The organism is Saccharomonospora sp. NPDC046836, assembly GCF_040645195.1.
Lineage (GTDB): Bacteria > Actinomycetota > Actinomycetes > Mycobacteriales > Pseudonocardiaceae > Prauserella_A.
In genome coordinates this window covers 1-20331 of the sequence record NZ_JBEYXW010000011.1, presented here as the reverse complement: position 1 = coordinate 20331, position 20331 = coordinate 1, and the positions used below count along the sequence as shown (strand labels likewise).

Here is a 20331-nt window from a genome sequence, read left to right as displayed (position 1 = left end):
AATCATACGAGCTCGCCATCCAGCAGCTCCTGAACCGTCGCGAGCAGCCTGGCGCCGTCGGCACCGTCGGCCACACGATGGTCCACGCTGAGCCCGACGGTGCAGCGCAGGCGCACGCCGATTCCGCCGGGTACGGGAACGACCTTCGGCGCGATGGCCCCCAGCGCGAGGGCCGTGGCCTGTGGCGGGGTCAGCAGCGCCTGGAACGCATCGATTCCGGCTCCGCCCAGATTGGACAGCGTGGTGCTGGCGGGAGCCGACAGCTCCGCCAACTCGAGGCGGCCGGCGCGAGCCCTGCCGACAACGTCGCTGATCCGCCGGGCCAGCGTGGCCAGCTCCTGCCGGTCGGGATCGGTGACCACCGGCGCGAGCAGCCCGCGCTCGGTGTCCACGGCGAGCGCGACACCGACGTGGTCATGCCGTCGCACGCCGCCGTCCACCCAGCCGGCATTGAGCTCGGGGTGCCGGCGCAGGGCCGTGGCGAGCACCTTGGTGAACACCGCCGTCCAGCCGATCGCGCCACGCCGGGTGGCAGCGGTCGTCAAGTCGACATCGCGATACAGGACGAACTGCGGTACCTGCGCGCTGGCCGACATCCGGCGCGCGACAGCCGCCCGCCCACCCCGCACTCGCTTCACCGGTGCGGGCGGGGTGTCCACTGTGGGCAGATCGGCCAGCCGGATGGTTTCCCATGGCCCGGTCGGCGTGAGGGTGGCGAGGTCGATCCCCCGCTCGGCCGCGAGCCGCCGTGCCGCCGGTACCGCGGCCACCCCATTGCCTCGCGGAGCAGCTACCGCGGCGACGGGCTCCGGCTCCGGTTCGGGCTCCGGTTCCGCGGGCGCCGGCGTGTCGAACAGACCGTCCAGCAGGTCGTCGGCCTCGGAAGAGAGGTAGGCGATGGGCTCGCCGACGGCGATCACGTCCTCCGGCTCGGCGATCAGCCGGGTCAGCACACCGTCGACGGTCGCCTCGACCTCCATGTCGACCTTGTCCGTGGTGACCTCACAGACGACCTCACCCTGGCGCACCGGGTCACCCTCGGCCTTGCGCCAGGCGAGGAACACCCCCTCGGTCATGGTCATCGACATCTTCGGCATGACCAGGGCGACTTCCTTCGCTACCACCGGCGCACCAACTCACTCGCCTCACGCACGATGTCCTCGACCTGCGGCACCGCCGCGCGTTCCAGCTGCGGCGCGTACGGGATCGGCACGTCGAGCCCGCACAGCCTCGCGACCGGCGCCCGCAGGTGGCCGAAGGCGCTCGACTCGACGAGCTGCGCCGCGATCTCGGCCATGAAGCCGCCGGTCCTGGGTGCCTCCTGCACGAGCAGGGCCCTGCCGGTGGCGGCGGCACTGTCCACAATGGTCGCTGCGTCGAGCGGCCGCAGCGTGCGCGGGTCGAGCACGCTGGCCTGGATACCTTGCCCCGCAAGCTGTTCCGCCGCTTCGAGTGACCGGGACACCATGACGCCGGTGGCCACGATCGTGAGGTCGTCACCGGTTCGCCGCACCGCGGTCTCGCCGAGCCGCACCCGGGTGGACTCCTCCGGCACCGGAGCGCTCTGCTTGTAGAGCAGCTTGTGTTCCAGCACGATCACCGGGTTCGGGTCGTCGATCGCCGCGAGCAGCAACCCCTTGGCGTCGGCCGGGGTGGCCGGCATGACCACCTTGAGCCCTGGCACGTGGGCGAACCAGGCCTCCAGGCTCTGCGAGTGCTGGGCGGCCGCGCCGGTACCGGAACCGCCCGGCGCACGCAGCACCATCGGTACGCTCGCCGCCCCGCCGAGCATGAAGTGGATCTTCGCTGCCTGGTTGACGATCTGGTCCATGGCCTGTGCCGTGAAGTCGGAGAACTGGATCTCCACGATCGGCCGCATGCCGGCCAGCGCCGCGCCGACCGCGGCACCGACGATGCCCAGCTCGCTGATCGGGGTGTCCCGCACGCGTTCGGGGCCGAAGCGGTGGACGAGGTCACCGGTGACGCCGAACGCACCGCCGTAGGTGCCGATGTCCTCGCCGAGCAGGAACACCCGCTCGTCGGCGGCCATGGCCTGGGCGAGCGCTTCGCGCACCGCCTCGGCGTAGGTGAGTGTCCGTGTCCCGTTCAGTACGGCGGTCATCGGGATCCTCCCGCGTACACGGCGTCGGTCAGGGAGTCGGCCACGGCGTCCGGCGCGGCGTTCGCGGTCCGGATGGCAGCGCGCACCTGGTCGCGTGCCTGCTCGCGACAGTCGGCGATGTCCGCATCGGACAGTGTGCCTGCGACGGCGTGCTCGAACCGGACGATGGGGTCCCGCTCGCGCCAGTGCTCGATCTCCTCGCGCGTGCGGTAGAGGTTCTTGTCGCTCTTGGAATGTCCTTTCCAGCGGTAGGTCACGGCCTCGACGAAGGAGGGCCCCTCCCCCGCGCGGGCACGGTGCACGGCGTCGGCGACGGCGTCGTGCACGGCTTGCGGGTCGTTGCCGTCCACCGTCACGCCCGGAATGCCGTAGGCCGCCGCCCGCTGGGCGAGCCGCTCCACTTTGAACGCACCGGTCACCGGCATCGACATGCCATAGTGGTTGTTCTCGCACACGAAGACCACCGGCAGGTCCCAGATCGCGGCGAGGTTCACACCCTCGTGCCAGGCGCCCTCGTTGACTGCGCCGTCGCCGAAGAAGCTCACGACCACTTGGTCCCCGCCGCGGAGCTTGACCGCGAGGCCGGCGCCCGCGGCGATGGGCACGCCGCCCGCGACGATGCCGTTGGCGCCGAGGTTTCCGGTGGCGACGTCGGCGATGTGCATGGAGCCGCCGCGGCCGCGGCAGTAACCGGTCTCCTTGGCGAGCAGCTCAGCCATCATCGCGTCGAGCCTGGCGCCCCTGGCAATGCAGTGCCCGTGCCCACGGTGCGTCGAGGTGATGTAGTCGCCGTCGCGCAGGGCGAGGCACGCGCCTGCCGGAACTGCCTCCTGCCCGATCGACAGGTGCATCGTGCCGTGCATGAGGCCACGTGCGAACAGGTCGTCCACCGCCTCCTCGAAACGCCGGATCGTCCACATTGTCCGTAGCGTTTCCCTTGCCACGGCGGCATCTTTTGTCAGATCCATGCGCCGAGCACCTCCTCGCCCTCGAGCAGCCTGTCCTGCAGCCTGCGCAGCGTCGCGATCGTGGTGGTCTCGTCGACGGCGACATCGGCCGTGGTCAGCACGGTTCCCGCGGAGACGTCGCGCAGCACCCTGGCACCGGCCGCGAGGCCGAGCGGAACGTGCCCACCGGTGCGGGCGTTCGCAGCGCTGTCGGTCAGCCCGTACACCGTCTCGCCGCCGATGCCGTCGATCGACTCCCCCTGCCGGAGGTCGCGCTTGGCCACGGTCAGCACCTCGGCGTTCCACGCCTGTGGGGCCAGGCTCGGGGTGCGGTCCAGCACGGCCTGGGCGACCGTGAGCGGCGCCTCGACGCTGGCGAGGTGGTAGGGCCGGTAGAACGAGTAGTACGGACCCTTGCCCATCCCGAGGTAGGCCATCTCCTCGACGATCGCGGGATGGTCGCTGCGGCCGATGACGAACACGCCCGGCGCGACCGGGCCGGTGCAGTAGTCCACGACACCCGCGTCCGGCAGCACCCCGCCATCCGTGGCAGGCCGGAAGGTCTCCGCCAGTGCCTCGACAGTGCAGTGCGGCCCCGTCATCCCGCGCGCCGCCACGCGCAGGTTCGCCCCGTTGGCCAGCGCGGCCAGCTCGATCATGGTCTTGGAGCCGTCGACGAAACTCGCGAGCATGTGCGGGTTCATGCCCTTCGCGACGGCCTCGTCGGCGACCGAATCCGGCGTCGCGGCCGGGTTGAGAGGGTTGTTCTTGCCCTTCCCCGCGCAGACCACCTCGAAGCCGATGTCGCGCACGTAGTCCACGAGCGCCTTGCACTCGACGGGCTCGTCGCCGCGGCACACGGTGTAGACCCGGCCGAGTCCGTTCGCCAGCCGCGCCAGAAGGAGGCCGACGGTCACATCGCATTCGACGTTGAGCATCGCGATGTCCTTGCCGGCGAGCAGTCCCGCGAAAGCGAGCTGAGCACCGACCTCGGGGACACCACTGGCATCGACGAGCACATCGAGCGGCAACCCGGTGAGCGTCTGCGCGTCGTCGGTGACGACCGGCGTGCCGCTCTCGATGGCGCGCGCCAGCTCGGCGCGACTGCCGCCCGTGACGGCGTCGTCGCGACCGGCCTGCGCGAACGCCTGCCGCCCCCGCTCCGGTGCGATGTCGGCGATGGCCGCGACCTCCATGCCGGCGATACGGCTCGCCTGCACCACGAAGCCGAGCCCCATCTGCCCTGCACCGACGAGCCCCACGCGAACCGGGCGGCCCAGCTCCCGCTCGCGTGCCCGCAGCCGATCGACATAACTCATCCCGAGATCCTCCGGTCTCCCCGCGATCTGCACATATGTGCACGACATGTGCACCATGGTGATTTACTTGGTAGCACGGGATGTTGGCAGCACACAAGACCGAGGATCTGCACATTCGTGCAGGTCGCGTCGAACGCAGACAGGTGGCCCCTGTTCGGGGAGCTACTCCGCTCGTTGCGCGGGTGCCGAGCCTCGGACGGAGGCGGCCAGGTAGGCGCGCCCTCGCGCGGAGAGCAGGTAGCCGGCCGGCTGACTTCGTGTCAGTCCGTGCTCTTTGAGGGTGCGTATCCGGCGCTTGAGTGATTCCTTCCCGATTGGCAACCGGTCCGCCAGCGCGCCGGCGGTGATGCCGGGCTCCTCGGCAATGTGGTTCATGGTTGCGCGCGCCCAGGGTTCGCGGGCGTCAAGTCGATCCAGGAGCGCATCGATCTCGGCTATGTCGTCAGGGGTGAGGTCGTCGTCGGCCGCGATGTCCTTGCGACTGTCGGGACCGCCGCAGGAAAGAGCGATGCGATACACCGGATCGTCCGGCTCACCGCGGAAGGTGGCCTTCAGCTTCTCCCCGGAGTCGTAGCCGGCGGCTCGTGCTTCTGGGTCGCCGAGTCGATCGGAGTCGACCTGCTCGATCGAGTCGATGCGCACAATCCCGGCGACCGTGCGGAACGTCGCCCCTGCCCGAACGCGGGGCTTGCGCCAGCGGCGGTAAGCCACGGTCACGTCGCCTGCGGCGACGGCGTGGGCGATGCGGTCCGGCAGGATCATCCGGCCCCCTGGACGAACTCGACCTGTCGGCCGACCTTGCCGGTCGCGCCGGTCACCAGTGCCGTCACTCGCCGCTCCCGAGGGTGAAAGCGAGCTGGTCGAGCACCACGTCGCGATAATCCACGTCCGCCGACGTCCGGTGCCCCAGCACGATCGGGTAGAGGAGCCCGTCCATCGTCGCCACGACCACGTCCACGATGGCGGGCACGTCGAACCGCGGCGAGAACGCACCAGACTCGACACCACGTTGAACCGCGTCGGCGAACGGCTGCCGGTACTGCTCGGCCAGAGAGGCCGCATGCTCACATAGCTCCGCGTCGTGGGCCGCGGCGGTCCAGAACTCCATCAGCATCCGCCATGTGGCCACCTCCGTGGACAGACCTCGATCCACGAGCGCCACGAGTTGCTGCCACGGATCATCGAACCCAGCCGCCAACTCGCGCAACACTGCAATCTCGCTGGATGTCGCCCCGCGGAGGGCTTCGATCAGCATGTCCTCGCGCGAACCGAAATACCCCTGCAAGGTGCTGACCGCCAGACCGGCCGCCTGCGATACATCGGCGAACCGGGTACTGGCGTAGCCGCGCTCAGCCAGTACCCGGATCACCTGGTCGAGAACCCTGCTGCGATTAGCTCCGCCGGCACGTCGGCTGCGGACCACCTTCTGAGCACTCACAGTCATACCGTATCGCGATACGGTATGACGCGGCACCGGTCAGCATCGTCCTGCCCCGCAACAGCTAGGTACGCAGGGCGCCCGCGTTGAGACGGCTCGCCATGCGGAGCGCCTCCTGGACGGCGCGGCCGAGCGCCGTGGACCCGGCACGGTCCTCGGCGCCTTCGACCGGGCCCGCCAGCTCTGGGCGTTCCCGGAACGTCGCGAACACGGATCTGCCCTCCATCGCCCGCGCTCGCAGCACCTGCCCCTTGCGGCGGTCGATCACCAGCAGCACGATCGCTCCGCGCAGACGGCCTTTCGCCCGCCCGCTCACCAGCAGGACACCGCTGCGGTTCTCCTCGGTGGCCAGCTCGTTCACCGCCCGCTGGTACGCAAGGTGCTGGCGGTAGCTCAGCAGGCCGGCCGCGACGAAGGCGACCAGCAGCAGCGCGACCGCCTGCCAGCTCATGAGGTTCCCCCGCTCAGCGCCAGCCGGGCACCGGCGGCGGGCACGGAGATCGTGCCCTTGCCGTGCACCGCGCCGGGCAGCAGCGCGGCGCCCTCGTCCGGGTCGAGGTAGACGACGATGTGGCCGAGGGTCCGCAGGTTCTCGTGCGCCCGCTCCCCGACCGCGACGAGCTCCACCTGCTGGTCGCCGAGGGAGAAGACGTCGCCGGGCCGGATCTCCCGCTCGGGTCCCCGCGCGGGGCCGTGCACGACGCTCACGCTCTCGAGCGCGTCCGGGATCGGGTCGGCGTAGAGGATCACCACGCCTCCTTCGACCATGTCTCCGGCTTCGTCGCCGGCTCGCAGGACAGTGCTCTCGTAGTACACGTTCATCGTTCCTTGGTACCCCTCACTAGTTCTCGGCGACTTTGCGCGCGATCACAATCGCGTCTACAGGGCTCAACCACCCGAGCAAACGCACTCTGCCGCTGTTGGACGGCCCCGCAGCCGCGATCGCGAAGCCTTCGGCTGGAGCGCGCTCAGTGGTCGCCTTGAGTGCCGCCACGCAATGTCGCAACCCCTCACTACAGCCCAAAGCTGGCCGCCCACGCGATCAGGACCGCGAGTGGCGAGGTGATCATGCGGCTGATGAGCACGGCCGGGGTGCCGACCGCGACCGTCTCCGGTTTCGCCTCACCGAGCGCGAGCCCCACCGGCACGAAGTCACAGCCGACCTGGCCGTTGATCGCGAACAACGTCGGCAGCGCGTACTGCACCGGCAGCGCGCCGATCGCGATCTGGCTGCCCATGAGCGTCCCGATCACCTGTGCAATGGCCGCACCCGGTCCCAGGATCGGCGACAGGAATGGCAGCGCGACGACGAGGCTGATCGTGACCAGCCCGATCGGGTTGCTCGCGATCGGCGAGAGCACCTGGCCCATCCACTGCGCCACACCGGTGTAGATCACGACGCCGAGTAGCAGGCTCACGTACGCCATGAACGGCAGGATCGTCTTCAACGTCAGGTCGATGGTCTGCCGCCCGGCCGCGAGCATCGTGTTGACGAACGAACCGACGCCGGAGCCGAACTTCACGAACACGCCGGTGACCGAGTTGAAGGCCTGGCCGAACCGGCCATTGCCGGTGACGGTGGCCGCGACCTCCCGCGACGACGGACGCTCCTCACGCGGCGGGACAACGGGTTTCTTTGCCGGAGCGGCGGGGGCCGCGCTCTCACCGTCCGCTGTGGACTGTTCGATCTCGCCGACTCCCACCGCGGAGACGAACAGCTCCTCTGTGATGAACTTCGCCAGCGGCCCACCGGGCGCTCCCGGGTAGACGTCGACGGTCGGGATTCCCTTGCGCGGGTACACCCCGATCCGCGCGGTGCCGCCGCAGTTGATGACCGCGGCCACCACCTCGTCGTCGGGCACCGTGGTGGTGAAACCGTCGACGGCCTCGGCCCCGGTCAGTTCGGCGATCCGGGCAGCCACCGGGTGAATCCCGCCACCTGTCACCGAAAGCACCTTGTTGCGTTTGCCATCGACCCGCAGCAACAGGCCGCGACCCCAGCCGCCGGAGCCCGGCCGCGCGAACACCGCGGCCGAGGTGTGAGTCTCCATCTCGCTCATGCCCGTGCACCCGCCTTCGCTGCCTCGAACTCGCGGTCGAAATCGGCGAACACCTCGGTGCGGCCGGTCCGCTTGATCATGAACGCGGTGAGCTTCTCCGTGACGATGCCACGGATGAAGATCACCAGGATACCGACGAGGAAGTACCGCAATGCCAACGGAACCGTCGACTCGCCGAGCTGCGTGATGCCGTTGGCGATGCCGAGCCAGACGAACAGCTCACCCGCGTTGGCGTAGGGGAAGAACGTCGTCACCGGGTGCACGAAGGACACCGCGGAGTCGTAGAACGCCGGCTTGTGCCGCTCCGGCAGGAACCTGCCGAACGAGTAGCACATCGGGTTGGTGAGCATCAGTACCGCGAGCATCGGCATGATCGTGTACCTGGTGATCCACCAGCGCCCCGACCACTGCACCGCCCGCGTCACACGCTGCTCACCGATGAACATGGTGAGCGCGTACATGAACGTGAGCAGCACAATGAGCGTCGGCAGGATGCCGGTCACGAGTCCGACGAACTGCTTGCCCGATTCGTTGAACAGCCCAATGAAATGGGTGCCCAGCCACTCGAGGACGCCGAGCGCACCTCCGCTCGTATCCTGTTCTGGCTGCGCCGGCTGCTGCTGCGCCATTACAGCAAGCACTTGCATTGCTGGCCTCCTTCTCGGCCCCCCATATTCCGGCATTTGCACATTTGTGCTGACGTTCTTCACGTTTGCCAGTGATGTGTGTAACATGCCGTTCAAGCGTCGACAAGACCCAACCGCAGAAGGAGCCCGCATGCCGGAGATCCACGTCAAGATCGCTTCCAGTGTCGGCCTGCACGCCAGGCCCGCCAGCGTGTTCGTCAAGGCCGCGGCGCAGCATCCCGGCACCGTCTCGATCGGACGGCCCGGCACCGACCTCGTCGACGCACGCAGCATGCTGTCCGTGCTCAGCCTCGCGATCGGCCACGGCGAGGAGGTCGTGCTGCGCACCGAGGGCGAGGGCGCCGACAAGGCACTCACCGAGCTTTCCCAGCTACTGGTGACCGATCTGGACGCGTGAGCACATGCCCGCACCGCGCGATCAGCAGCTACTCGTCAGAGCGGCCCGGCTCTACTACGAGGAAGGCCGTTCCCAGAACGAGATCGCGACCACGCTGAACGTGAGCCGCTCCAGCGTGTCGCGGATGCTCACCGCCGCACGCGAGCGCGGCATCGTCCGGATCGAGATCAACGACCCCACCGGTCGCGACATGGACCTCGAAGCCGAGCTCACCACGAGGTTCGATCTGCGGGACTGCCGGGTCGCCGAGATCCACAGCGGCGACCGTCCACTGTCGAGGGTCGGCGACCTCGGCGCGCGCTGGCTACTGGAGAATATCCAGGCAGGGCAACAGATCGGCATCTCGTGGGGGCACGGGATGCAGGCCGTGGTGCAGCACATTCCCGACGAGGGCGGGCTCGACGTCGAGGTACTGCCACTGGTCGGCGGACTGTCCGCAGTGGACTCCGCGATCAGTGGTGAGGAGCTGGTGCGGGACCTGGCAGGCCGGGTCGGTGGCCGCTTCCAGCGGCTGCACGCGCCTGCCCTGCTCACCTCCAAGGCGGGCCGGGACGTGCTGCTGGCCGAACCCAGCGTGCAGGCGACCCTGGATGCCGCCCGCCGGGTCCAGGTCGCGATGGTCGGCATCGGCAGTGTCGGGCTCGGCTCCTCGGCCGCGCTGGTCGAGGCCATGAACCTCAGCCCGGCCGAACGGGCCGAGTTCGACGCGGCAGGCCCGGCCGGCGACATCTGCGCTCGGTTCTTCGACACCGACGGCAAACCGCTGACCGGGACCGCGGACGACCACGTGCTGGCCGTGTCGCTGGCCGACCTCGGGGCCATCCCGACCGTGACGGGCGTCGCGGCGGGCCCGGAGAAGGCAGGCGGTGTGCTGGGCGCGCTGCGCTCGACGGTGCTCGATGTGCTGGTCTGCGACAGTTCACTGGCCAGGGCGCTGCTCACGCGCGACGCCGGGTAGCTTGAGTGGCGTGCCCATCGAGTTCGCCGTAGTTCCGCATCCCGATGAGATCGCACGTGCCGAGGCGCTGCGCAGGCATGGTGCGCCCGCCACGCTCGGCAGGCTGGACGACCTCGGCGCGTGGGTCGCCGCGTGCCAGGGCCAGTACCCGCCGCGCCCGTTGCGCCGCATGCGGATCGTCGTGTTCGCGGGCGACCACGGCATCGCGGCGCGTGGCGTCTCCGCCGAGCAGCCGGGGACGACCACGGCGGCGCTCACCGCGCTGCGCGAGGGCGGCGGCATGCTCAGCGTGCTGGCCGAAGCCGCCGGCGCGACCGTGCGCTGCCTTGACCTGGCGGTGGACCGTGACGACGACGGCGTTGCCGACGCCGAGTTCAAGGTGCGGCGCTCCTCCGGCGCGATCGACGTCGAGGACGCGTTGACGGCGGAGCAGGCCGAGGCGGCGGTCGAGGCCGGCATGCGCGTCGCCGACGCCGAGGTCGACGCCGGTGCGGACCTGCTGATCCCCGCCGAACTCGGCGTCGGCGTCAGCACGCCGGCCTCGACGCTCGTGGCGACACTGACCGACACCGAACCGGTGGCGGTGATCGGCCGCGGCGCCGGAATCGACGACGCCACGTGGATGCGCAAGGCTGTCGCCGTGCGCGACGCCATGCGCCGCGCACACCCGGTGGTCACCGATCCGGTCGGTCTGCTGCGGACCGTCGGTGGTGCGGATCTCGCCGCGATGGCCGGCTTTCTCGCGCAGGCCGCGGTGCGGCGGACGCCGGTGCTGCTCGATGGGCTCGCCGTTGCCGCCGCCGCGCTCGTGGCCGAGGAACTCGCACCTGGTGCGCGCTCGTGGTGGGTCGCCGCGCACCGGTCGACCGAGCCAGCGCAGGTGCTGGCGCTGGACCACCTCGACCTCGAACCCATCGTCGACCTCGGCATCCGCGTTGGCCGCGGAGCCGGCGCCGCCGCCACACTGCCCCTGCTCGCGACAGCGGTCCGGCTCCTCGCCGAGAAGGCGAGCTAACCGGACCGCTGTCGTTGTCGCAGCAAGGGCTCAGGCGAGCGTGCGCATCCAACCGTGCGGGTCAGGGCGCGTACCCTCCTGGATCCCGGTGAGCTCGGCACGCAGGCGCATCGTCACCTCGCCCGGCTCGCCACCGGCGATCGTGAACTCGCCGCTCGCGTGCTTGACCCGGCCCACCGGCGTGATGACCGCGGCGGTGCCGCACGCGAACACCTCGGTCAGCTCGCCAGAGGCCGCCGCCTTCTCCCACTCGTCGGTGGAGATGCGCCGCTCCTCGACGCGGTGCCCGAAGTCGGACGCGAGGGTGAGCAGGGTGTCGCGGGTGACGCCCGGCAGCAGCGACCCCGTCAGCTCGGGTGTCACGACCCTGGCGTCGGCACCGGAACCGAAGACGAAGAACAGGTTCATCCCGCCCATCTCCTCGACCCACCGGCGCTCGACGGCGTCGAGCCACACCACCTGGTCGCAACCCTGCTCGACGGCCTGCGCCTGCGCCACGAAGGAGGCGGCGTAGTTACCGGCGCACTTCGCGAAACCGGTTCCGCCTGGCGCCGCACGCACGTACTCGGTCGACAGCCACACACTGACGGGCTTCACGCCACCGGCGAAGTAGGAGCCTGCCGGCGAGGCGATGAGCGAGTACAGGTAGGAGCTGGAGGGCCGGTTCACCCCGAGCCCCGCCTCGGTCGCGATCATGAACGGCCGCAGGTACAGCGTGTCGCCCTGGCCCGTCGGCACCCAGCGCCCGTCGACGGCGATGAGCTCATGGATCGAACCGAGGAACAGCTCGTCGGGCAGCTCCGGCATCGCGAGGCGGCGGGCCGACCTGCGGAACCGTGCCGCATTGACCTCCGGACGGAAGGCGCTGATCGAACCGTCTGGCTGCCGGTAGGCCTTGAGGCCCTCGAAGATCGCCTGGCCGTAGTGGAGAACGGCCGTCGCCGGGTCGAGGGACAGCCCCTCGTAAGGACGCACCCGCGCGTCGTGCCAGCCGTGCTCGTCGTCCCACGTCACCGTCACCATGTGGTCGGTGAAATGAGTCCCGAATCCCGGCTTCGCCAGTACCTCAGCTACGCGCTCCGCCGAGGCGGGAGTCGAGCTGAGGGTACGGCTGAAGGGGATCGCGGTAGTCATGCCAGGCAGCATAGCTCTTTGGTAGGACGTCAGAGTATCGAGCGGCCCCTACGATGACACCGTGAGCCATCAGCCTCAGCGCCCGTCCGGCCGCAACAGCGTGTCCGCGGGCACCGCCTCCGACGTCAAGACCTTTGCCGCCGCCGCGCTGCTCACCTTCGCCGCGGGCGCACTCACACTCGTCGGCTACGTCATGGCAGGCGGCTTCGGCGGGTTCCTCGGCATCATCGGCGCCGTGTTCGGCGTCGTGTGGTGGAAGAACCTGCACGGCAAGGTTTTTCCCCGTGATCTGCCCGGCCGGTCACTGGCCGGGCTGCTGGCCGCGGCGGCCGTCCTGTTCGGTTTCGCCTACCTGATCGCCTGACCCGGCAAGATCCGCCAGCAACCGCGCGGGGAGCTCTGGTGGCGCCCACGCCGGGTCGGGCCGGAACGCGGTCCAGGTGTCGTCGAACGGGAACGCACCGTTCTCCGCCAGCTGGGCACACCGCCGCCCCTCCACCCGCAGCCGGTCGAGCTGCTCCGCGGTGAGCCTGCCCACCCGCATGGCCTCCTCGGCCTCGTCCTCGTCGTCCCATGACCAGTTCCGGTCGGGGTCAACGACGAGATCCAGCACGCCGTCGATGCGCCGTGGTCCGAGACGATCGCGGCCGAGCGGGATCTCCAGGTTCACGTACCAGCCGGTGAACGCGCCTGCCGCATCGAAGAACCACCACACCGACGACCAGGTGTCCTCGGTGATCAACCGCAACGTCGACGTCCCATGCCATCGGTCGCGAATGCGTACCCGCGGCGTGACGAACCGTTCCGCCAGCGGCGCTTCCCGCAGATGCCTGCCATCGGCGAGGCGGCTGCCGACGATCGGCGTCCCGGCGGGGATCCAGCCGAGCAACTGCCTGCCGTCATCGGCCACCACGCGCAGCGGATGCTGCTGGCCGACGCTGGCGTCAGGGCGCTGGAAGGTAAGCACCACGGTCTGGCCTGCCACCCATCGCGGCCCGCTCACAGACCGAGCACCAGCCCGCCGAGTACGCATGCCGTGAGCACGACCGTCACGATAGCCGGGAAGCCGCGGCGCCGGGCCAGTACCGCGCCGGCGAGCACCTCACCGAGCGCGAACGCCGCCGCGATCAGCAGTGCGGTGGGCGGCGTCAGCACAACGGCGAGCAGCGCCGCCGCCAGCCCACCCACGAGTGTGCCGGCGAATGGCATGCGTGGCCTGGCGAGCTCGCGCGCTGCCGTGAACGCGAGCAGCGCCGCCGGCACCGTCGCCAGTGCGACCACCGCGGCCAGCACCGGTTCGAGCGCCTGCGCGTCGGCGGCGGCGAGTACCTCCCGCAGCGAGGTCACCGCGAGACCCAGCCGCACCGGGCCCAGCTGGTACAGCGCCGCACCAGCCACCGCGATGGCGAATGCCGTGCCGACCGCCAGCCGTGTGCGGTCCAAGCCCGCGAACAGTGGCAGGAACAGCGCAGCCGCAAGGAGTAACGTGCCCGGCCCCGGCGACTCCGCACCGCCGGGCCGCGGCAGCGGCGCGATCGCGAAGCTCACCGCCACGAAGCCGACCGCGGCCGCGATCAGCAGCCCGGTGATCCACCGGCGCCAGTAGGCGTTGATCCGCAAGCCCGCAGCGTCCGCGGCGGTGACCACGGCGACGAACACGGCTGCCGCCGGGCCGGGACGCTCCGGCACCAGGTAGGCGGCGAGGACCGTTGCGAAGAACACCATCCTGGCCAGCCGCGCGGCGCTGCCCAGTCCGCGGTACCAGCGCATGCCGATGCCGTCGAGATCGTCGAGATCGTCGGGATCACTGTCCCGCACCGTCCACTGCGCACAGAAGGCCAGCACCGCGGCGAGACCGAGCCCGGCGAGCAGCCACCATCCCGCGGACGACGCCGCCACGGCCAGCGCGCCCAGAATGCCCGCACCGACCTGCACGCCCGTACCTACCTCTCACACATCCCACCGCCGTCAATAGCATGGCGGACAGACCTGAGACCACAGCGAGGAGCATGATGTGAGCGTGCCGAAGCTTGCCCTGACCGAGATCACCGATGCCGCGCTCGGAAAGACCCGCGCCGAGGCCGTCGTGATCGGCACCGTGCAGGGCGCCGACGGCCTCGAACTCGCCCCCGGCGCGGAGGCGGTCGACGCGGCGCTCGGCGGCACCCTGCTCGACGTGCTGCGCACCCTCGGAGCGACCGGCAAGGCCGAGGAGATCGTCAAGGTACCCACACTGGGCAAGCTGCCTGCCGGTGTGGTGTTCGCCGTCGGCCTCGGCGCACCGGAGCCCACCCACGAGCAGGTCCGCCGCGCCGCGGGTGCGTCCGGCCGCGCGCTCGCCGGGACCGCGCACGCGCTGACCACACTGTCCGTTGTGGACCTGCAGGCGACCGTCGAGGGCACCGTGCTCGGCGCCTACGCCTTCACCGCGTACAAGTCCGCGCCTGGCGACGCCCCGGTGTCCGCGGTGGACGTCGCGAGCCCTGCCGAGGGCACCACCCGCCAGCATCGCGCCACGCTCAAGGCCGCCACCGCCATCGCCGAGGCCGTGATCACCGCACGCGACCTGATCAACACCCCGCCGAACGACCTGTTCCCCGCATCGTTCGCCGACCGGGCGAAGAAGCTGGCTGACGCGGCAGGGCTCGAGGTCGAGGTGCTCGACGAGCGGGCGCTCAAGCGCAAGGGCTTCGGCGGCATCCTGGGTGTCGGCGGTGGCTCCTCGCGACCGCCGCGGCTGGTGCGCATCAGCTACCAGGGCCCCAAGGCGAAGAAGAAGATCGCGCTCGTCGGCAAGGGGATCACCTTCGACACCGGCGGTATCTCGCTCAAGCCCGCCGCGAACATGGACCACATGACCTCGGACATGTCCGGGGCCGCGGCCGTGCTCGCCTCCGTGGTGCTCGCCGCGAAGCTCAAGTACCCGCTCGACGTGACGGCCTACCTCCCGCTCGCGGAGAACATGCCGTCCGGCACGTCCTACCGCCCCGGCGACGTCCTGACCATGTACGGCGGCACGACGGTCGAGGTGCTCAACACCGACGCCGAGGGCAGGCTCATCCTGGCCGACGCGATCGTGCGCGCCACCGAGGACGAGCCGGACTACCTGATCGAGACCTCGACGCTGACCGGCGCGCAGCTGGTGGCGCTGGGCAACCGCACGGCCGGGATCATGGGCTCCGACGCCTTCCGTGACCGCGTGGCCGCGATCGCGCAGGCCACCGGCGAGAACGGCTGGCCGATGCCGCTGCCCGAGGAGCTGCGCGGTGATCTCGACTCCAAGCTCGCCGACCTCGCCAACGTCACCGGCTCCCGCTGGGGCGGCATGCTCGCGGCCGGGATCTTCCTCCGCGAGTTCGTCACCGACGGGTTGCCGTGGGCCCACATCGACATCGCGGGCCCGGCGTTCAACACCGGCGGGCCGTGGGGCTACACCGGCAAGGGCGGCACGGGCGTCCCGGTCCGCACGATCGCCGCGGTGCTCGCCGACATCGCCGACAACGGGTGACGGCGGGTTTCGGCACCGACGCCGAGGCGGCCGTGCACACGGTGCTGACGGCCGCCGAGGACGGTGTCGACGAGGCCATCGGCAGGGCGGCGTTGCTGCTGACGTGCGCCGGTGCCGCGGCGGAGGCCGACCGGCTGATCCGGCACTGGCGCACCGTGACCGAACGGGGAGTGAGCCGGCTCGCCGCGCATCCGCTGACCGCGCGGGCCTGGGCGATGCTGCTCGCCGCCCGCGGCACCGATGTCGGCTGGGCGGCTGAGCTGGATCCGGTGGACCTCGATGCCGAAGCCGAGGCTCACCGCGCACACCTGGTCACCGCCGCGGACAAGGACCCGCTGGCCTCGGCGGCCGCCGAGGCCGAAGCCGCCGCTGCGGCCGGGGACCATGCGGCCGCCCACGCTGCGCTCGACCGGTGGGCGGCGCTGGTCGCGGGCGAGCCGGCCACGCGGGCACTCGCCACACTGGCGGGATGCCGGCACGTCGCCACGCTGCTCCCCGGCGCGCTCGCGCTCGCGCGGGACGAGGTCGAGGGCTACGCGGGCAGCCTGATCGCCGCGCTGCACGCGCGTTACCAACCTGAGCGGGACGAGCTTGACTGGCCGGAGGTGGTCGGCGAGATCATGCGACAGCGCGGCGAACCGGACGCGGCTCCGCCGCCCGCGACGCACCCCGCACTCGCGGAAGCCGAGCGCCGACTCGGGCTGCCGCTGCCCGCCGAGTACCGCGCGTTTCTGCTGACCTGCGACGGCCTGCCTGCCGACGTCGTGTTCCCCCGCCTGTTGGGCGCGGCCGAGCTGACGCTGACCGGCACCGTGGTGCCGATCAGCGAGCCACCGGTGCTCGTGCTACGGCCGGACACCGGCGAGATCGCCGAATGGGACCCGTTGTTCGGCACTACCGCACACCGGGGAGTCCGCGCCCTACTCGAAGAGCACCTGCGGCTGCTGACAGCGGCCGGGTGACCAGGCTGACCATGCCTCAGTCGCTTTCGGACCGCCGCTGATCGATGATCTTCTGTCGCTGCGTGTACTCGCGCATGCGCTTGGGGTAGCCGGTCCTGGCGACCTCGTAGACGGGGATCGAGCGCTTGCGGCCGAACTCCTGCGCCGCGCCGAGGCTGCCGATGCGCCTGCGGGTCCATTCGCCGTCATGTGCGACCAGCACCACAGTGGTGTCGGTGACAGTGGTCCGGGGCTCCACATACGCCTCGACCCCGCGCCGGGAGGCAGCCCACTCTTCGAGGTGCCGGGTATCCGCTGAGCTGGCCTTTCGCAGCGTTCCCGGCTTCGACGACCCCCTCCCTTTGCGGCGTAACGCGTCGAACAACCCCACCTCGACCACCTCTCCCTTCCTCAGTCCTCACGATCATTATTCCGTGGACGAAACGGTCACCGCGGCCTGTAACAGCACTAGGTCGCAAGCTTTTCAGGCGAGGTGACAAGATGAGGTGTGATGAGCGCACCACGGCGCCCGTGTACACCATCGACACTGCCTGCCGAGGAGTTTGAGAAGTGACCGACGCTGAAGCCGACCTGGTGATCCTTGGTGGCGGATCGGGTGGCTATGCCGCGGCATTCCGTGCCGCTGAGCTTGGCCTTTCCGTCACCCTGATCGAGAAGGACAAGCTGGGCGGCACCTGCTTGCACCGAGGATGTATCCCGACCAAGGCGCTGCTGCACGCCGCCGAGGTCGCCGACACGGCCCGTGACGGCGAGCAGTTCGGTGTCAAGACCCTCTTCGAAGGTGTGGACATCGCCGGTGTCCACAAGTACAAGGACTCGGTCGTCACCCGTCTCTACAAGGGACTGCAGGGTCTGGCGAAGGCCCACAAGATCAACTACGTGGAGGGCACCGGCACGTTCGCCGGTGGCACCTCCGTCGATGTCGACGGCACGCGCTACACGGGCAAGAACGTGGTGCTGGCCACCGGCTCCTACTCCAGGACGCTGCCGGGTCTCGAGCTGGGCGGGCGGATCATCGCCAGCGAGGACGCGCTGAAGCTGGACTACGTCCCGGCGAAGGTCGTCGTCCTCGGCGGCGGCGTCATCGGTGTGGAGTTCGCGAGCGTGTGGGCCTCCTTCGGGGCCGACGTCACCATCGTCGAAGCGCTGCCGCGGCTGGTGCCGAACGAGGACGAGTTCGCCTCGAAGCAGCTGGAGCGCGCGTTCCGCCGCCGCAAGATCGCCTTCAAGACCGGCGTGAAGTTCACCGGCGCCAAGCAGGACGACAACGGCGTGAGCGTCTCACTGGAGTCCGGCGAGACGCTGGAGGCCGACCTGCTGCTGGTGGCCGTCGGCCGCGGCCCCAACACCGCAGGCCACGGCTACGACGAAGCCGGTGTCCGGATGGACCGCGGGTTCGTGCTGACCGACGAGCGGCTGCGCACCAACCTGGCGAACGTGTACGCGGTCGGCGACATCGTGCCCGGCCTTCAGCTCGCGCACCGTGGTTTCCAGCAGGGCATCTTCGTCGCCGAGGAGATCGCCGGGCTCGACCCGAAGCCGATCGACGAGGCCGGTATCCCGCGCGTCACCTACTCCCACCCCGAGGTCGCCTCCGTGGGACTGACCGAGGCCGCGGCCAAGGAGAAGTTCGGCTCCGACATCACGACCTTCACCTACGACCTCGCGGGCAACGGCAAGAGCCAGATCCTCAAGACCTCCGGTGCGGTCAAGCTCATCAAGGCGCCGGATGGCCCGGTCGTCGGGTTGCACCTCGTGGGCGACCGCGTCGGCGAGTTGATCGGCGAAGCACAGCTGATCTACAACTGGGAGGCGTTCCCCGAGGACGTCGCCCCGCTCATCCACGCCCACCCCACCCAGACCGAGGCACTCGGCGAGGCGCACCTGGCCCTGGCGGGCAAGCCGCTCCACGTGCACGGCTGACGGATAACCAGACCACATCAGAAACAGTCAAGGGAGTCAGCGAACGATGGCGTACTCCGTCACATTGCCGGAGCTCGGTGAGAGCGTCACGGAGGGCACCGTCACCCGGTGGTTGAAGCAGGAGGGTGACCGGGTCGAGGTCGACGAGCCGCTGCTCGAGATCTCGACCGACAAGGTCGACACCGAGGTCCCCTCCCCCGTCGCCGGAACGGTCCAGAAGATCGTGGCGCGTGAGGACGAGACGGTCGAGGTCGGCGGCGAGCTCGTGGTGATCGACGACGGCTCGGGTGGCGGAGCCGCCGCACCTGCCGCCGCCGCACCGGCACAGCCGGAACCGCAGGTTCAGCAGCCCGCCCAGCCGGAGCCAACGCCCCAGCCGGTCGCGCAGGCCGCGCCGCCCGTCAGCGCGGCCTCCGGTACTCCGGTGACGCTGCCGGAGCTCGGCGAGAGCGTCACGGAGGGCACCGTCACCCGGTGGCTCAAGCAGGTCGGTGACCGGGTCGAGGTCGACGAGCCGCTGCTCGAGATCTCCACCGACAAGGTCGACACCGAGGTCCCCTCCCCTGTCGCCGGAACGCTGCTGGAGATCTCCGTCGGCGAGGACGAGACGGTCGACGTGGGTGGCAGGCTCGCCGTGATCGGCGACGCCGGTGCCGTGCCCGCGGCGCCCGCCGCACCGGCGCAGCCCGAACCGCAGCAGGCTGCACCGGCCCCCGCACCGGCCCCCGCACCGGTTCCGGCACCCGCACCGGTCGTCACCCCTGCGCCTGCCCCGGTTCCGGAGCAGGCGCCGCAGCCCGCGCAGCCGGTCGCCGCTCGCACCGAGCAGGCACCGAGCCGCGACGGTGCCGCGCCGTACGTCACGCCGCTGGTTCGCAAGCTGGCCGCTGAGCACGACATCGACCTGGACGCGCTGACCGGCACCGGTGTGGGTGGCCGCATCCGCAAACAGGACGTGCTCGCCGCGGTCGAGGCCAAGCAGCTGCAGCAGCAGCCCGCTCCCGCCGTGGAGCGGCCCGCGCCCGTGGCCGCGTCCGCACCGGCGGCCGCGCCGGTCTCGGTGTCCGACACCGAGAAGGCCGCGCTGCGCGGCACCGTGCAGAAGGCGAGCCGGATCCGGCAGATCACGGCGACGAAGACCAGGGAGTCGCTGCAGGTCTCCGCGCAGCTGACGCAGGTGCACGAGGTCGACGTCACCAAGATCGCCAAGCTGCGCCAGCGCGCCAAGGCGGCCTTCCGCGAGCGGGAGGGCGTCAACCTGACGTTCCTGCCGTTCTTCGCCAAGGCGACCGTCGAGGCGCTCAAGCAGCACCCGAACGTCAACGCCTCCTACAACGAGGACACCAAGGAGATCACCTACCACGGCGCGGTGCACCTCGGCATCGCCGTGGACACCGACCGTGGCCTGCTCTCGGTGGTGATCCACGACGCGGGTGAGCTGAGCCTGGCCGGGCTGGCGCACCGCATCGCCGACCTGGCGGCGCGGGCACGTAGCAACAAGGTGACCCCGGACGAGCTGACCGGCGGCACGTTCACCGTCACCAACATCGGCAGCAACGGCGCCCTGTTCGACACGCCGATCATCGTGCAGCCGCAGTCGGGCATGCTCGGTACAGGTGCGGTCGTGAAGCGCCCGGTCGTGGTGACCGACGTCGACGGCAACGACACCATCTCCATCCGCTCGATGGTGTACCTGCCGCTGACCTACGACCACCGCCTGATCGACGGGGCCGACGCCGGCCGGTTCCTCACGACGATCAAGCAGCGTCTCGAAGAGGGCAACTTCGAAGACGAGCTCGGCCTGTAAGAGCGCGTCTGGGAACCGTCCTCCGTGCGAGCGGTGATCCAGATGGATGCATCGCAAGGCGGAGGAGGGAGCCATGACGGAGTCATGGTGACTG

The 20331-nt window shown here is 70.2% G+C and carries 22 protein-coding genes; 8 read left to right on the top strand and 14 right to left on the bottom strand.

The window, feature by feature from the left end:
* Positions 1-2: 2 nt before the first annotated feature.
* The 10 genes from ABZ863_RS14975 to ABZ863_RS14930 all read right to left on the bottom strand — a co-directional run bounded on the left by ABZ863_RS14975 (position 3) and on the right by ABZ863_RS14930 (position 8533).
* Positions 3-1124 (bottom strand): dihydrolipoamide acetyltransferase family protein, encoded by a 1122-nt coding sequence (locus tag ABZ863_RS14975; RefSeq protein WP_358535450.1) that lies wholly within the window; start codon positions 1122-1124, stop codon positions 3-5.
* Positions 1118-2122, bottom strand: coding sequence for an alpha-ketoacid dehydrogenase subunit beta (locus tag ABZ863_RS14970; RefSeq protein ID WP_358535448.1), 1005 nt, complete (start codon positions 2120-2122; stop codon positions 1118-1120). Before ABZ863_RS14970 ends, ABZ863_RS14975 begins: the two co-directional genes overlap by 7 nt.
* A complete protein-coding gene (locus tag ABZ863_RS14965) occupies positions 2119-3090 on the bottom strand; it encodes a thiamine pyrophosphate-dependent dehydrogenase E1 component subunit alpha (protein WP_358535446.1) in 972 nt (323 codons plus the stop codon). Before ABZ863_RS14965 ends, ABZ863_RS14970 begins: the two co-directional genes overlap by 4 nt.
* Positions 3081-4388, bottom strand: a complete 1308-nt coding sequence (locus ABZ863_RS14960) for an SAF domain-containing protein (RefSeq protein WP_358535444.1) — start codon at positions 4386-4388, stop codon at positions 3081-3083. The genes ABZ863_RS14965 and ABZ863_RS14960 overlap by 10 nt, the downstream gene beginning before the upstream one ends.
* Before the next feature lie 162 nt (positions 4389-4550).
* Positions 4551-5150, bottom strand: coding sequence for a hypothetical protein (locus tag ABZ863_RS14955; protein ID WP_358535442.1), 600 nt, complete (start codon positions 5148-5150; stop codon positions 4551-4553).
* A gap of 64 nt (positions 5151-5214) precedes the next feature.
* Positions 5215-5826, bottom strand: coding sequence for a TetR/AcrR family transcriptional regulator (locus ABZ863_RS14950; RefSeq protein WP_358535440.1), 612 nt, complete (start codon positions 5824-5826; stop codon positions 5215-5217).
* Between the two features lie 64 nt (positions 5827-5890).
* The gene (locus ABZ863_RS14945; RefSeq protein ID WP_358535438.1) at positions 5891-6277 is read right to left on the bottom strand and encodes a transcriptional regulator GutM; all 387 of its coding nucleotides are present in this window, start codon (positions 6275-6277) and stop codon (positions 5891-5893) included.
* A complete protein-coding gene (locus ABZ863_RS14940) occupies positions 6274-6648 on the bottom strand; it encodes a PTS glucitol/sorbitol transporter subunit IIA (RefSeq protein ID WP_358535436.1) in 375 nt (124 codons plus the stop codon). The genes ABZ863_RS14945 and ABZ863_RS14940 overlap by 4 nt, the downstream gene beginning before the upstream one ends.
* 191 nt (positions 6649-6839) lie before the next feature.
* Positions 6840-7886, bottom strand: a complete 1047-nt coding sequence (locus tag ABZ863_RS14935; protein WP_358535434.1) for a PTS sorbitol transporter subunit IIB — start codon at positions 7884-7886, stop codon at positions 6840-6842.
* On the bottom strand, positions 7883-8533 hold the full coding sequence (locus tag ABZ863_RS14930; protein ID WP_358535432.1) for a PTS glucitol/sorbitol transporter subunit IIC: 651 nt from the start codon (positions 8531-8533) through the stop codon (positions 7883-7885). Before ABZ863_RS14930 ends, ABZ863_RS14935 begins: the two co-directional genes overlap by 4 nt.
* Before the next feature lie 130 nt (positions 8534-8663).
* Here ABZ863_RS14930 and ABZ863_RS14925 point away from each other — a divergent pair, with 130 nt between their 5' ends.
* The 3 genes from ABZ863_RS14925 to ABZ863_RS14915 are packed head-to-tail and all read left to right on the top strand — an operon-like array spanning position 8664 to position 10903.
* A complete protein-coding gene (locus ABZ863_RS14925; RefSeq protein ID WP_358535430.1) occupies positions 8664-8930 on the top strand; it encodes an HPr family phosphocarrier protein in 267 nt (88 codons plus the stop codon).
* Positions 8931-8934: 4 nt separating this feature from the next.
* On the top strand, positions 8935-9888 hold the full coding sequence (locus ABZ863_RS14920) for a sugar-binding transcriptional regulator (protein ID WP_358535428.1): 954 nt from the start codon (positions 8935-8937) through the stop codon (positions 9886-9888).
* Positions 9889-9898: 10 nt separating this feature from the next.
* Entirely contained in the window at positions 9899-10903 is a 1005-nt protein-coding gene (locus ABZ863_RS14915; RefSeq protein WP_358535426.1) for a nicotinate-nucleotide--dimethylbenzimidazole phosphoribosyltransferase, read from the top strand.
* A gap of 30 nt (positions 10904-10933) precedes the next feature.
* Here the strand turns inward: ABZ863_RS14915 and ABZ863_RS14910 are convergent, their stop codons facing one another.
* The gene (locus tag ABZ863_RS14910; protein WP_358535424.1) at positions 10934-12037 is read right to left on the bottom strand and encodes a branched-chain amino acid aminotransferase; all 1104 of its coding nucleotides are present in this window, start codon (positions 12035-12037) and stop codon (positions 10934-10936) included.
* A 61-nt stretch (positions 12038-12098) separates the two neighbouring features.
* On the opposite strand from ABZ863_RS14910, the gene ABZ863_RS14905 reads away from it, so the two are divergent.
* Complete coding sequence (locus ABZ863_RS14905) at positions 12099-12401, top strand: hypothetical protein (RefSeq protein WP_358535422.1); 303 nt, start codon at positions 12099-12101, stop codon at positions 12399-12401.
* On the opposite strand, the gene ABZ863_RS14900 is transcribed toward ABZ863_RS14905, so the two are convergent.
* The gene (locus tag ABZ863_RS14900; RefSeq protein ID WP_358535420.1) at positions 12339-13040 is read right to left on the bottom strand and encodes a DUF402 domain-containing protein; all 702 of its coding nucleotides are present in this window, start codon (positions 13038-13040) and stop codon (positions 12339-12341) included. The genes ABZ863_RS14905 and ABZ863_RS14900 overlap by 63 nt on opposite strands.
* On the bottom strand, positions 13037-13972 hold the full coding sequence (locus ABZ863_RS14895) for a hypothetical protein (RefSeq protein ID WP_358535418.1): 936 nt from the start codon (positions 13970-13972) through the stop codon (positions 13037-13039). Before ABZ863_RS14895 ends, ABZ863_RS14900 begins: the two co-directional genes overlap by 4 nt.
* A 79-nt stretch (positions 13973-14051) precedes the next feature.
* Here ABZ863_RS14895 and ABZ863_RS14890 point away from each other — a divergent pair, with 79 nt between their 5' ends.
* Positions 14052-15545, top strand: coding sequence for a leucyl aminopeptidase (locus ABZ863_RS14890; protein ID WP_358535416.1), 1494 nt, complete (start codon positions 14052-14054; stop codon positions 15543-15545).
* Positions 15542-16507, top strand: coding sequence for an SMI1/KNR4 family protein (locus ABZ863_RS14885; RefSeq protein WP_358535414.1), 966 nt, complete (start codon positions 15542-15544; stop codon positions 16505-16507). Before ABZ863_RS14890 ends, ABZ863_RS14885 begins: the two co-directional genes overlap by 4 nt.
* Positions 16508-16523: 16 nt before the next feature.
* On the opposite strand, the gene ABZ863_RS14880 is transcribed toward ABZ863_RS14885, so the two are convergent.
* The gene (locus ABZ863_RS14880) at positions 16524-16886 is read right to left on the bottom strand and encodes an oxidoreductase (RefSeq protein ID WP_358535412.1); all 363 of its coding nucleotides are present in this window, start codon (positions 16884-16886) and stop codon (positions 16524-16526) included.
* 170 nt (positions 16887-17056) lie between these two features.
* Here ABZ863_RS14880 and lpdA point away from each other — a divergent pair, with 170 nt between their 5' ends.
* Together lpdA and sucB are read left to right on the top strand one after the other, a co-directional pair.
* Positions 17057-18430 (top strand): dihydrolipoyl dehydrogenase, encoded by a 1374-nt coding sequence (gene lpdA, locus ABZ863_RS14875; protein ID WP_358535410.1) that lies wholly within the window; start codon positions 17057-17059, stop codon positions 18428-18430.
* Between the two features lie 46 nt (positions 18431-18476).
* A complete protein-coding gene (sucB, locus tag ABZ863_RS14870) occupies positions 18477-20237 on the top strand; it encodes a 2-oxoglutarate dehydrogenase, E2 component, dihydrolipoamide succinyltransferase (protein WP_358535408.1) in 1761 nt (586 codons plus the stop codon).
* The last annotated feature ends 94 nt before the right edge of the window (positions 20238-20331 follow it).